This window comes from Pseudomonas sp. zbq_18 (genome assembly GCF_043102245.1).
Lineage (GTDB): Bacteria > Pseudomonadota > Gammaproteobacteria > Pseudomonadales > Pseudomonadaceae > Aquipseudomonas.
Genome location: NZ_JBICIT010000013.1, coordinates 396,384 through 409,771, shown reverse-complemented (window position 1 = coordinate 409,771; position 13,388 = coordinate 396,384). Strand labels below are relative to the sequence as shown.

Here is a 13,388-nt window from a genome sequence, read left to right as displayed (position 1 = left end):
GTGAACAAGGTAACCAGCCCCGCACCATGAAACCGTCGCTAGTCCTCAAGATGGGCCAGCAGCTGACGATGACCCCGCAGCTGCAACAGGCCATTCGACTTCTCCAGCTCTCCACTCTGGACCTGCAACAGGAAATCCAGGAAGCGCTGGAATCCAATCCCATGCTTGAGCGCCAGGAGGAAGGAGAAGACTTCGACAACTCCGACCCCATGGCCGACAACGCCGAGCAGGGCAACTCGGTCCAGCAGGACAGCTCCAGCTTCCAGGACAGCACCGTCGCGGTAAACAACAGCGACAACGCAGAAGACGGCGAATGGCACGACCGCATTCCCAGCGAGCTGCCAGTCGACACCGCCTGGGAAGACGTCTACCAGACCAGCGCCAGCAGCCTGCCAAGCAGCGATGATGACGAGTGGGACTTCACCACCCGCACCTCCGCCGGCGAGAGCCTGCAAAGTCACCTGCTGTGGCAGCTCAATCTTGTACCGATGTCCGATACCGACAAACTGATCGGCGTCACCATCATCGACTGCATCAACGATCAGGGCTACCTGGAAGAAAGTATCGAGGAGATCGTCGACTCCTTCGATCCGGAACTGGAAATCGAAGCCGACGAGGTCGAGGCGGTACTGCACCGCATCCAGCACTTCGAGCCAGCCGGCATCGGCGCCCGCGACCTGCGCGAGTGTCTGCTGCTGCAACTGCGCCAGCTGCCTGCCAACACCCCTTGGCTGACCGAGGCACAGCGCCTGGCCAACGATCATCTGGACATACTCGGCAGCCGCGACTACAGCCAGCTGATGCGACGCATGAAGCTCAAGGAAGACGAGCTGCGCCAGATCATCGAGCTGATCCAGAGCCTCAACCCGCGCCCAGGCTCGCAGATCGAAGCCAACGAACCGGAATACGTGGTGCCCGACGTCATCGTACGCAAGCACAACGATCGCTGGCTGGTGGAGCTGAATCAGGAAGCGGTACCGCGCCTGCGGGTCAACGCCCAGTATGCTGGCTTCGTCAAACGCGCCGACTCCAGCGCCGACAACACTTTCATGCGCAACCAGTTGCAGGAGGCGCGCTGGTTCATCAAGAGCCTGCAGAGCCGCAACGAAACCCTGATGAAAGTGGCGACGCAAATCGTCGAACACCAGCGCGGCTTCCTCGACTATGGCGACGAGGCGATGAAACCTCTTGTGCTGCATGACATCGCCGAGGCGGTAGGCATGCACGAGTCGACCATTTCCCGGGTGACCACGCAAAAATTCATGCACACCCCACGCGGCATCTACGAGTTGAAGTATTTCTTCTCCAGCCATGTCAGCACCGCCGAGGGTGGCGAATGCTCGTCCACCGCGATCCGCGCCATCATCAAGAAACTGGTGGCTGCGGAAAACGCGAAAAAGCCGTTGAGCGACAGCAAGATCGCTGGTTTACTGGAGGCACAGGGCATTCAGGTAGCCCGTCGCACAGTCGCCAAATACCGCGAATCTCTCGGCATAGCGCCATCCAGTGAGCGCAAGCGATTGATGTAAACGGCCCTGAACGGGGGATTTCTGCACTAGCGTATCGCGCCAGCCCTGCATCAGGGGAAGCTCGGCCAGTAGTGCATCAAACCTCCGGCCAACGTGTTACGGCGGCAGGCCCGATAGCCTGTCTCTTACACAAGGCAACAAGGAGATGCGTTATGCAAGTCAACATCAGTGGACATCAACTGGATGTGACCGACGCCCTGCGCGACTACGTCGGGGAAAAACTCAGCCGACTGGAGCGTCACTTCGACAGGATCACCAACGTTCAGGTGACCATGGAAGTGGAAAAGCTGAAACAGAAAATCGAAGCGACCCTACATATTGCCGGCGGTGAAGTCGTGGCCAACGCCGAACATGAAGACATGTACGCCGCCATCGACCTGCTCGCTGACAAACTCGACCGCCAACTGATCAAGCACAAGGAAAAGCAGCTGGACCGCATGCAAGGCGCGGCAGCTCGCTGATACTTACCCCTCACATGATCCGACTCGAAACCATACTGACTCCCGCACGTTCCCTGGTGAACGTGCCGGGAGGCAGCAAAAAGCGTGTACTCGAACAGATTGCCAACCTGGTCGCTCGTGATCTACCCGATCTGGATAGCCAGGACATCTTCGAAAACCTTATTGCCCGCGAGAAGCTCGGCTCTACCGGTTTCGGCAACGGCATTGCGATTCCTCACTGCCGCCTGCCCGGCTGCAACGCGCCGATCAGTGCCGTGCTGCACCTGGATGCGGCGGTGGACTTCGACGCCATCGACGGCGCTCCGGTCGACCTGCTGTTCGTTCTGCTGGTACCGGAAGCAGCGACCGACGAGCACCTGGAGCTACTACGCCAGATCGCCAGCATGCTTGACCGCAGCGAGGTACGGGAACGGTTGCGCCAGGCGCCGAGCAACGAAAGCCTGTACCAGGTCGTGGTCGACGTACAGAACGGCCACTAAAAACGGGAGCCAGCGCCATGCGCCTGATCATCGTCAGCGGACGCTCCGGCTCGGGCAAGAGCACGGCTCTCGATGTCCTTGAGGACAATGGTTTCTATTGCATCGACAACCTGCCTGCCGGGCTGCTGCCGGATCTGGCAGAGCGTGCCCTGCTGCAGACCGAACTGCTGCACCCGCAGGTCGCGGTATCGGTCGACGCCCGCAACCTGCCCAGCCAGCTCAAGCGCTTCCCCGAACTTCTCGATGAAGTGCGTAATCGACACATCCAGTGCGATGTGCTGTACCTGGACGCAGACGAAGAGACGCTGCTAAAGCGCTTCTCGGAAACGCGTCGACGCCACCCGCTGACCAACGAGAACCGCTCCCTGGCCGAAGCCATTCGCGATGAGGCCCAGCTACTGACGCCCATTACCGATCTGGCCGACCTGAAGATCGACACCACCCACCTCAACCTTTATCAGCTGCGCGACAGCATCAAGTTGCGCCTGCTCAACCGCCCGAGCCCCGGCACCGCCTTCCTGGTCGAGTCGTTCGGCTTCAAGCGCGGCATGCCGGTGGATGCGGATCTGGTATTCGATGTGCGCTGCCTGCCCAACCCTTACTGGAAACCGGATCTGCGCGACATGTCCGGCCTGGATCAGCCCGTGGCCGACTACCTGGCCGCCCAGCCAGACGTTGAGGAGATGTATCAGGACATCCTCGGCTATCTCAACAAGTGGCTGCCCCGCTTCGCCGCCAGCAATCGCGCCTATGTGACCATCGCCATCGGCTGCACGGGCGGCCACCACCGCTCGGTCTATCTGGCCAATCGCCTCGGCGAGACCCTGAAACCCATCCTGAACAACGTCCAGATACGCCACCGCGACCTGAGCTAAGGAACGCAATGCCCGCCCGCGAAATCACCATCATCAACAAGCTCGGCCTGCACGCGCGAGCGGCTGCCAAATTCGTCGGCGTAGCCAGCGCATTCCCCTGCCAGGTACGGGTCGGGCGCTCTCCGGAAAGCCAGGTAGACGGCAAAAGCATCATGGCGGTGATGATGCTGGCGGCCGGCAAGGGCACCAGCCTGCTCCTGTCCAGCGAGGGGGAACGTGACGAAGAGGCGCTTGATGCCCTGGTCGAACTGATCAACAACAGGTTCGACGAAGGCGAATAGCTCCCCATGAAAAAAGGGCCCTGAGGCCCTTTTTGCATGCCAGCCAAGCTAGCTGCCGGCCACAGTCATTCTCTCGATCAGCACCGAGCCGGTGCGGATATTGCCGCGCAACTCAAGATCGCTGCCTACCGCGACAATCTGCCGGAACATGTCGCGCAGATTACCGGCGATCGTGACCTCCTGCACCGGGAACTGGATCTCGCCGTTCTCTACCCAAAAACCGGCGGCCCCTCGGGAATAGTCACCAGTGACCATGTTCAGGCCATGGCCCATCAACTCGGTCACCAGCAGCCCGCGCCCCATACGGCGCAGCAGTGCCTGTTGATCCTCGTCACCATGACTGACGAAAAGATTGTGCACGCCACCGGAATTGGCCGTACTGGGCATGCCCAGCTTGCGCCCGGAGTAGGTGCCGAGGACGTAGGACACCAGTTCACCGCCGGCGACGAACGGTTTGGCATAGGTGGCAAGGCCATCACCATCGAAGGCCGCGCTGGCCATTGCCCGCGGAATATGAGGGCGCTCATCGAGGCTCAGCCACTCGGGGAACAGCTGCTGGCCCAGAGCCCCCTCCAGAAAGGATGAGTGCCGGTACAGGTTGCCGCCGGAGATGGCCCCCAGGAAGCTGCCGAACAGACCGGTGGCCAGCTCGGCGGCGAACAGCACCGGCACCTCGCAGGTCGGTACCGGGCGTGCCCCCAGACGCGCCACGCTACGCTCGGCAGCCTTGCGCCCGATCAGCACAGGGTCGGCCAGCAGCTCCCCCTGGCGATTGACGTCATACCAGTAATCGCGCTGCATCTGCCCGTCGCCCTCGGCGATCATCACGCAGCTCAGACTGTGCCGCGAGCTGGCGTAGCCGCCGACGAAACCATGACTGTTGCCATATACGCGGCAGCCCAGATGGGTATTGAGCGTGGTGCCATCGGCATTGCTGATGCGCGGATCATGAGCGAAGGCGGCCTCCTCGCAACTCAGCGCCAGCTCCACCGCCCGCTCCGGCGCCAGATCCCAGGGGTGGTACAGATCCAGCTCCGGCAGCTCGCGAGCCATCAGCGCCGCATCGGCCAGGCCCGCACAGTCGTCCTCGGACGCATGCTGAGCAATGGCCAGTGCCGCCGCGACGGTCTCGCGGATAGCCGCTTCGCCGCTGGCCGAGGTACTGGCCGAGCCCTTGCGCTGCCCCACGTAGAGGGTGATGCCGAACCCCTGGTCACGGTTGAACTCGACCGTTTCCACCTCGCCCTGACGCACCGTGGAGGACAAGCCCTGCTCCACCGATACCGCCACCTCGCAGGCGCTGGCGCCCTGACGACGCGCCTCGGCGATGATCGCCTCGACCTGGCCCTGCAATGTCGGCAGAGCCTGAGGCCCTACTGCTTCAATCGAACTCATGTTGCACTCCAAGATCGGGAGGCGCCATTCGGGACAGCCCTCCTCTGACTGGTTATCATGGCGACGTTTCCATCCGGACCGCCCCCATGGCTGATTCTTACGACGAAGACTTCTCCGGCGAGAAGAGCAAAACCCAGATCAAGCGCGAGCTGCATGCCCTGCAGGATCTCGGCGCTCGCCTGACCACCCTCAAACCCGAGCTGATCGCCAAACTGCCGTTGACCGACGGCCTGCGCAAAGCCCTAGCCGACGCGCCCAAGCACACCGCCAACGCGGCCAAGAAGCGCCACGTCCAGTTCATCGGCAAACTCATGCGCGAACAGGACATCGACGCCATCCTGGCCCTGATCGACCAGGTCGACAGCTCCACGCGCGAATACAACGAGCGCTTCCACAATCTCGAACGCTGGCGCGACCGCCTCATCGCGGGCGATGACAGCACCCTCGAAAGCTTCGTCGCCGACTACCCGGACACCGACCGCCAGCACCTGCGCAGCCTGATCCGTCATGCCCAGCACGAAGCGGCGCGGAACAAACCGCCAACCGCTGCGCGCAAAATCTTCAAATACATCCGCGACCTGGACGAAGTACAGCGCGGCCTGCGTTAAATCTTCATCCTCCGTAGGTTGGGCCGGGCCGCGTAGGCCCGGCCGCGCAGGCGAAGCCCAGCCTACCGTCCGCCCCACTTAAGCGCCCGTGCCGCCCACCGTGATCGCATCGATCTTCAGGGTCGGCTGGCCGACGCCGACTGGCACCGACTGACCGTCCTTGCCGCAGGTCCCCACACCGCTGTCCAAAGCCAGGTCGTTGCCAACCATGGACACCCGGCTCATCGCTTCCGGCCCGTTGCCGATCAGGGTGGCCCCCTTGACCGGCGCAGTGATCCTGCCGTCCTCGATCAGATAGGCCTCGCTGGTGGAGAACACGAACTTGCCACTGGTGATGTCCACCTGGCCACCGCCAAGGTTGGCGCAGTAGATGCCCTTCTTCACCGAACGGATGATTTCTTCCGGGTCGCTCTCGCCGGCCAGCATGTAGGTGTTGGTCATGCGCGGCATGGGCAGGTGTGCGTAGGACTCGCGCCGGCCGTTGCCAGTCGGCGCCATGCCCATCAGGCGAGCATTGAGCTTGTCCTGCATGTAGCCCTTGAGCACACCGTTCTCGATCAGCGTGGTGCAGTGAGTCGGCGTGCCTTCGTCGTCCAGGCTCAGCGAGCCACGGCGGCCACTGAGGGTGCCATCGTCGACGATGGTGCACAGGCTCGACGCCACTTTCTGGCCGATCTTGCCACTGTAGGCCGAGCTGCCCTTGCGGTTGAAGTCGCCCTCCAGACCATGACCGACCGCCTCGTGCAGCAGCACACCGGACCAGCCAGCGCCCATCACCACCGGCAGGGTGCCGGCGGGCGCAGGGATCGCTTCCAGGTTGACCAGCGCCTGGCGCAGCGCCTCGCGGGCGTAGGCCATGGCGCGCTCTTCACCACTGCTGTCACGCTCGAGAAAGTAGCGATAGTCGCTGCGTCCGCCGCCACCATGCCCGCCACGCTCACGGCGCCCGTTCTGCTCGACGATCACGCTGACATTGAAACGCACCAGCGGACGAATATCGGCGCCCAGGCTGCCATCGCTGGCCGCCACCAGCACATGGTCCCAGACCCCGGCCAGGCTCACCGTGACCTGTTTGATACGGGGGTCCAGTGCTCGCGTGGCCAGGTCGATGCGTTTGAGCAGCTCGACCTTTTCGGCGCGCTGCAACACTTCCAGCGGGTTATCCTGAGCGTAGAGTGCCGTCACTTGAGGGCTGACGAACGCCTGTACACGGCCCTGCTGGCCGGCACGGGAAATCGAGCGAGCGGCCTGGGCGGCTTGGTTCAGCGCCTCGGCATGAATGGCATTGCTGTAGGCGAAGCCGGTCTTCTCACCAGACTGGGCACGCACGCCCACGCCCTGATCGAGATTGAAACTGCCTTCCTTGACGATGCCATCCTCCAGCACCCAGGTCTCGGAAACCTGGCTCTGGAAATACAGGTCGGCCGCATCGATGCCGGGACCTGCCAAGTTGCCGAGAATCGCCGGTAGCTGCTCGATGCCAAGGTTGCCAGGAGCCAGCAGATGGTTGCTGACCCGGTCGAGGATAGTGCTCATAACTGCTCCGTGGGCGCCGCCCCGGGTTGGGCCGGCGCAATGAATCGTCTGTGTTGAGCCACCGGCATGCGCTGACGAATGGCTGCCTGCTCGCCGGCATCAGGTTCGGCCAGCAGCACCGCCTCGCCGCTGGCCTGTTCGGCCAGCACGCGCCCCCAGGGGTCGATAATGGCCGAGTGGCCGAAGGTCTCGCGCCCACCCGGATGAATGCCACCCTGCCCCGCCGCCAACAGGTAGCACTGGGTCTCGATGGCGCGGGCGCGGGTCAGCACCTGCCAGTGAGCGGCGCCGGTAACGGCAGTGAAGGCGGCCGGGGCCGTGATCAGCTCGGCGCCAGCCTCGCGCAGGCGGCTGTATAGCTCGGGGAAGCGCAGGTCATAGCAGACGCTAAGGCCCAGGCGCCCGAACGGGGTATCGGCCACCACCACCTGCCCGCCGAAGGCATAGTCGTCGGACTCGCGATAGCGACCGCGGGCATCGGCGACATCCACGTCGAACAGGTGCAGCTTGTCGTAACGAGCAACGCGCTGGCCCTGATCGTCAATCAGCAGCGAGCAAGCATGCGCCTTGGCCTGCGGCTGATCGTCGGGGGGCAAGGGAATGGTACCGGCCACCAGCCAGAGGCCAAGATCGCGGGCAGTCTGGCGCAGCCAAGGCAGGATCGGCCCCTCGCCCAGCGCCTCGGCACGCCCCAGGGCGGCCAGGTCGCGCCGCCCCATGGCGGCGAAATTTTCCGGCAACACCGCCAGGCGCGCGCCACGCTCGGCCGCCTGCTGCAGCAGGCGACGAGCAGCACCCAGGTTGGCCAGGACATCGTCCTGGCTGACCATCTGGATCACGGCTAGGGACATGGCTACTTCCGTCCGGTTCATGCCTGCATGCTACCCCATGTGGCCAAGGCAGGCTTCACCGGGGTTTTTCGAAAGGTTTATCAAAGGTGATCTCGGGGTTCATCCAGGGCCCCTGGACCTTGTATTGCACGCTGGCGAAGCGCGCTACACGCTCGCCCAGCAGCTTGTCGACCACGAACAGCGCGCCGCCGATGGCCGGCGCACCGACGATCAGCGCCGCCAGCGGCAAATTGTTGGAGACCGGCAGGGTTACCAAGAGCGTGGCGTCGATACGTTCATCGGCCATGTCCATCGTGCCGTTCAGCTCCAGGGTACTGGAAGGCCCTTCCACCTTGAGCGGCTCCTGGGTCTTGAACACGCCACGGTCACCCACCAGCAACGCCTTGGTGCGATCGTAGCTGAGACCCTTGCCGAGCAGGTCGGAGAAATCCAGGCGCAGACGGCGGCCGATGGAGTTGAAGTTGAGCAGACCGAAGACGCGCAGGGCGGAAGCCGAGCCCTGCACCTCGACGAACTGACCTTTGCGCAGGCTCGCATCGAGAGTGCCGCTGTAGCGTTTGAGGCTGAGCGCGGCCGGTGAGCCAGGCCAGCGCCCGTCGGCATCCAGACGGAAACGTTCGCTGGTGGCGCTGGGCGCAAAGCCCCAGGCCTTGAGCACGTCCGCCAGATTCTCACCTTCTATGCGCCCTTTGTACCGGGTGCTGGCCGCGTTACCCACTCCTTCCCAGGTAGCACTGCCACCCACCCGCAAACCCTTGAGATTCAACGCCAGCTCGCTGAACTGCACCCCCTGAGGTGTCGGCCGGGCCTTGAACGACCAGGCGCCGAACGGGTCATCGCCTTGCAAGACCTGATCGATCTGCACATCCAGCGCCGGAATCTGCCGCGGGTCGACCTGGGCCAGTGGGTCGGGTTTATCTTCTTCACTGGCCGTCACGGGCTGGGCAGCCGGTAAAGTCAGGCGTGCCAGAGATACCCCAATGGGCGCGCCCGCGGCATCCGGCAGACTGACCTGGCCGTCGAGCAGGGCGCTGGCCAACCCCAACTGCCAGCCAGCCGCGTCTCGCGCCAGTTTGACGGCAAGATTGTCGGCCTCGGCGCCAAAGCCCCGGAAACGACCGATGGTGACATCCGCCCCGCGGAAGAACTGGCGACTCTGATCGCCCCCGGCCACGCCGACATAGGGCTTGATGGCCTCCTGCCAGGCGCTCCAGTCCAGCTCTGCAATACGGCCACGCACCAGCAAACCTTTGGCGGCCGGCAACAGGGCCGGATCGCCGCCCAGGCGCAACAGGCCACGCCCCTCGAGCATCTGCCCGGGCGGTGCGGCGAAGGCCAGGCTGGCCAGCTGGGCGTAGTCCAGCCAGTAACGCCGCTCATTACCCTGCAGGGTCATGCGGAAACTGGCCTGGCGCGACTCGTCTGCCTTTTTCGCGAAGGGGGCCGGCAACGCCACAGCCAGCCCCTTGAGATCGGAGTCGACGCGCAGCTGACTGTCAGCCCCGTCCAGGGTCAGGCTGAGTTTGTAGGGCAGCTCTCCAGACAACGGCAGCGGCTGGGTGGCGCCCAGCCAAGCGGTCAGACTGCCCAGTGGCATGCGGCCGCTGGCCTCGATGCGCGTACGCGAATTGCCACGAACACCCTCAGCCAGGGCACGGCCACGTACGGCATGACCGAGCACCTGAGCGCGGATGTCGGGCGAGCTGAGCCCACTGGCCGTATTGAAGCGGAATGCGCCCTTGAGCTGGGTCAGCTCCAGCACCGGATTGACCAGTTTGAGCGTCGCGCCCTCGGTGGCAAAGTCGACCTGCACTTGCGGCGGCGTGCTCTTGGCCAGCGGAATATCGAGCTTCAGCTTGCCACTCAGCGGCCCCTGGCCCTGCCAGCCGGCAAAAGTCTCGGCGGTGCCGATGGGCGCTTCCTGAAGAATCTTCAGGGCATCGACCAGGCTGCTCTCAACGTCGCCTTCCAGGGTCAGGCGCGACACCTGTCCGGCCGGCACGCGGGGGATAGCAGCCTGCACATTGAGCACCCGGCTATCCAGCAAACGTCCCTGGGACACCCGCACATCGACACCGTCGTCCTCGATCAGCACTTCACCCTGTGCCTCACGCAGCACCGGCCAGCCTGGCTGAAAGGCCAGTTCGGCATCACGCACGCGGAAATACAGGCTGATGCTGCGCGCCGCCTCTTCCGCGCCTTTGGCCAGGGAGCCCTGGTACTGAAACCAGCCCTCATCTATACGGCCGCCGTGAATGGCCGTACGCAGCCATTCATCCAGCGCCGGGCTGAAGCCCGGGGAGCGGCTGGGCAGGTACTTGCCGGCCTTGCTCGCATCACCATCGGCCAGGCCGACGCGCAGATCCATGTAGTCCTCTTCCTCCGGGGCCTTGCGCAGGCGTACCAGGAAGTCGCCGGCGATACGCCCCTCTTCACCCACCACTTGCAGGTAGGGGCTATTCAGAGTCAGGTTGCCGTCCTCCAGCTGCCACTCAAGGCGTGCACCGGCCTGGCGGTACTGCCAGGGCTCGGGGAACAGGTTGGGAAAGTGCAGACTGAAGTGCTCGCTGGCGACCAGTGCCTCGCCACCACTCAGATCGCCACGCACGCTGCCACTGGCATTCTCCACGGCAGGAATACCATTCCAGGCACCAATGCCTGCCTGCTGAAGATTGGCGAAAAACTGCAGGCGCGTGCCGTCGGTCAGCTGCGGGCGGTACTCCACACGCAGGTTATGCACGGTGCCATGTGGCGCCAGGGCGGCCAGCGCCTCGTCGGCCTGCGCCGGCAAAGGTGCCAGGGCGCGCACCACAGGCACCAGCGGTGTCAGATCGAGACGGTCGGCATCCAGCTGCCACAGCGCGGGCTGACCGGCGGCATCCAGGCGCTGGCGCACGGCCAGAGCGACCTCGCCCCAGCGGGTCTCGCCCAGGTTCATGGCCAGCCCATTGAGCAACCATTGCTGGCTATCCGCCTTGCGCTCGTAATAGGCCTGCAGACCCAGGTCGGAAATCTGCACCGGCTTTTTCCCGGCATGGCTACCACTGAGCTCTGGCATATGCAGACGTGCCGCACCACGCTGCACCCGCCCCTGGCCCCATACCAGCCACAGCTCACCGCCGGCCTGTGCCTTGTCCAGAGCCCAGGCCCCGGTCAGCTCCCCTGGCAGCCAGGTGGCCCAGTCACTTTGCGGCAGACTCAGATAGACCTCGGCATTGCTCTGCTGCCAGTCCTGTTCATGCAACTTGACGCGCAGGCGCATGGCCAGAGGCTGGCCATCCGGTAAACGCATGCGCAGATCCAGGCGCTGGCGCACCCGACCACTGCGCAAGGTCGTTTCGATGTAGGTGAGGCTGAGCGGTTCACGCCCCTGCAACTCAAGCGTCAGCTGGCTGTCCAGCAGAGATACCTTGCTGACATGCTCAAGCAACCTGATCACCTGCTGTGGCTGCAGAGGCTGCCTGTTTTCCTGCACGGGCAGCCCCTCGACCGCCCACTGACCATTCTCGTCCTGGCGCAGGCTCAGTTGCAGACCTTCCACCTGCAGGTTGGCCAAACGCAACTGGCGCGCCAGCAGGCTGCCGAATACATCCGGGACCAGGCGTACCTGATCCAGGCGCACCGCACTGGCACCTTCGCCCAGCTGCACGTCATGGGCCGTCAGAACAGGATCAAAGCCACTCCAGCCGCCTTCAAGGCTGCCGATGGACAGTGGCATGCCCAGGGCTTCACGCGCCTTGTCCTGCACCTCATCGCGGTACTCCGCCAACAGCGGCGCCAACTGCCGGCCCAGACTGACGTACAGCGCAGCCAGCACCAGCAGCAGGGCACAGAATCCCAGCGCCCAACGCAGCAGCCGCATCAGCAGGCCCATTCAGAGCAGCACCACGTCGTACTGCTCCTGGGAATACATACTCTCGACCTGGAACTTGATGGGGCGGCCGATAAAGGCTTCCAGCTCGCCCACATTGCCCGACTCCTCGTCGAGCAGGCGGTCGATCACCTTCTGGTTGGCAAGCACCAGATAGCCCTCGGCCTGGTAGGCGCGCGCCTCGCGCAGGATTTCACGGAAAATCTCGTAGCAGATGGTTTCCGCGGTGCGCAGCTTGCCGCGCCCCTGGCAGGCCGCGCAGGGCTCGCACAGCACCTGTTCCAGGCTCTCGCGAGTGCGCTTGCGGGTCATCTGCACCAGGCCCAGTTCGGTGATGCCGATGATGTTGGTCTTGGCGTGATCGCGCTCCAGCTGCTTTTCCAGGGTGCGCAGCACCTGGCGCTGGTGCTCTTCATCTTCCATATCGATGAAGTCGATGATGATGATCCCGCCCAGGTTGCGCAGGCGCATCTGCCGGGCGATGGCGGTGGCGGCCTCGAGGTTGGTCTTGAAGATGGTTTCCTCGAGGGTACGGTGGCCGACGAAGGCGCCGGTGTTGACGTCGATGGTGGTCATCGCCTCGGCCGGGTCGACCACCAGGTAACCACCGGACTTGAGCGGCACCTTGCGCTCCATGGCGCGCTGGATTTCGTCCTCGACGCCGTACAGGTCGAAGATCGGCCGTTCGCCAGGGTAATGTTCAAGGCGGTCGGCCACTTCCGGCATCAGCTCGTCGACGAACTGAGTGATCTTGCCGAAGGTTTCCCGCGAGTCGATGCGGATCTTCTCGATCTTCGGGTTGACCAGATCGCGCAGGGTGCGCAGGGCCAGGGACAGGTCTTCGTAGATCACCGAAGGCGTCTTGGCCGTCTGCATCTGCCCGGCAATCTGCTCCCACAGGCGGCGCAGATAGCGGATGTCGGCAAGGATCTCGTCGCTGCCCGCGCCCTCGGCGGCCGTGCGCAGGATGAAGCCACCGGCCTCCTCGATGCCTTCTGCGGCCACACAATCGGCCACCACCTGCTTGAGGCGCTCGCGCTCGGCTTCGTCCTCGATCTTCAAGGAGATACCGACATGCGCGGTTTTCGGCATATACACCAGGTAACGCGAGGGGATAGACAGCTGGGTGGTCAACCGCGCGCCTTTGGTGCCGATCGGGTCCTTGGTCACCTGTACCACCAGGCTCTGCCCCTCGTGCACCAGGGCGCCAATGGGTTCTACCGCGCTGCCTTCACGGCTGGAGATTTCCGCCGCATGGATGAAGGCCGCACGATCCAGGCCGATGTCGATGAACGCCGCCTGCATGCCCGGCAGCACCCGCACCACCTTGCCCTTGTAGATATTGCCGACGATGCCACGCTTCTGCGTGCGCTCGACATGCACTTCCTGCAGTACGCCGTTCTCCACCACGGCCACGCGCGACTCCATCGGCGTGATATTGATCAGGATCTCTTCGCTCATGCGTCCTACTCTGCGCGTCGCGGTAGCTGGCCAGGGGCCGC

At 63.9% G+C, this 13,388-nt stretch carries 11 protein-coding genes; 6 read left to right on the top strand and 5 right to left on the bottom strand.

Annotated elements, in window-relative coordinates; translation table 11 throughout:
• Positions 1-26: 26 nt before the first annotated feature.
• From ACF8C6_RS11500 to ACF8C6_RS11480, 5 genes are all read left to right on the top strand, one after another.
• Positions 27-1,529, top strand: a complete 1,503-nt coding sequence (locus tag ACF8C6_RS11500) for an RNA polymerase factor sigma-54 (protein WP_277689160.1) — start codon at positions 27-29, stop codon at positions 1,527-1,529.
• Between the two features lie 152 nt (positions 1,530-1,681).
• Entirely contained in the window at positions 1,682-1,990 is a 309-nt protein-coding gene (gene hpf / locus ACF8C6_RS11495) for a ribosome hibernation-promoting factor, HPF/YfiA family (RefSeq protein WP_277689159.1), read from the top strand.
• Between the two features lie 14 nt (positions 1,991-2,004).
• Entirely contained in the window at positions 2,005-2,469 is a 465-nt protein-coding gene (gene ptsN / locus ACF8C6_RS11490) for a PTS IIA-like nitrogen regulatory protein PtsN (RefSeq protein ID WP_392499397.1), read from the top strand.
• 17 nt (positions 2,470-2,486) lie between these two features.
• A complete protein-coding gene (gene rapZ / locus ACF8C6_RS11485; RefSeq protein WP_392499396.1) occupies positions 2,487-3,344 on the top strand; it encodes an RNase adapter RapZ in 858 nt (285 codons plus the stop codon).
• Between the two features lie 8 nt (positions 3,345-3,352).
• Positions 3,353-3,625 carry an HPr family phosphocarrier protein gene (locus ACF8C6_RS11480; RefSeq protein ID WP_277689156.1) on the top strand — a complete coding sequence of 91 codons (273 nt, stop codon included), beginning with the start codon at positions 3,353-3,355 and terminating at the stop codon, positions 3,623-3,625.
• Positions 3,626-3,673: 48 nt separating this feature from the next.
• Here ACF8C6_RS11480 and pmbA read toward each other — a convergent pair whose 3' ends face one another.
• On the bottom strand, positions 3,674-5,020 hold the full coding sequence (pmbA, locus tag ACF8C6_RS11475) for a metalloprotease PmbA (RefSeq protein ID WP_392499395.1): 1,347 nt from the start codon (positions 5,018-5,020) through the stop codon (positions 3,674-3,676).
• Positions 5,021-5,106: 86 nt separating this feature from the next.
• Here pmbA and yjgA point away from each other — a divergent pair, with 86 nt between their 5' ends.
• Complete coding sequence (gene yjgA / locus ACF8C6_RS11470; RefSeq protein ID WP_277689154.1) at positions 5,107-5,628, top strand: ribosome biogenesis factor YjgA; 522 nt, start codon at positions 5,107-5,109, stop codon at positions 5,626-5,628.
• A 78-nt stretch (positions 5,629-5,706) separates the two neighbouring features.
• On the opposite strand, the gene tldD is transcribed toward yjgA, so the two are convergent.
• The 4 genes from tldD to rng are packed head-to-tail and all read right to left on the bottom strand — an operon-like array spanning position 5,707 to position 13,347.
• Positions 5,707-7,164, bottom strand: coding sequence for a metalloprotease TldD (gene tldD, locus ACF8C6_RS11465; RefSeq protein WP_392499394.1), 1,458 nt, complete (start codon positions 7,162-7,164; stop codon positions 5,707-5,709).
• Complete coding sequence (locus ACF8C6_RS11460) at positions 7,161-8,015, bottom strand: carbon-nitrogen hydrolase family protein (protein WP_277689152.1); 855 nt, start codon at positions 8,013-8,015, stop codon at positions 7,161-7,163. Before ACF8C6_RS11460 ends, tldD begins: the two co-directional genes overlap by 4 nt.
• Before the next feature lie 55 nt (positions 8,016-8,070).
• On the bottom strand, positions 8,071-11,889 hold the full coding sequence (locus ACF8C6_RS11455) for a YhdP family protein (protein WP_392499393.1): 3,819 nt from the start codon (positions 11,887-11,889) through the stop codon (positions 8,071-8,073).
• Positions 11,890-13,347 carry a ribonuclease G gene (gene rng / locus ACF8C6_RS11450; RefSeq protein WP_392499392.1) on the bottom strand — a complete coding sequence of 486 codons (1,458 nt, stop codon included), beginning with the start codon at positions 13,345-13,347 and terminating at the stop codon, positions 11,890-11,892. It lies immediately after the preceding gene.
• Between the last annotated feature and the right edge of the window lie 41 nt (positions 13,348-13,388).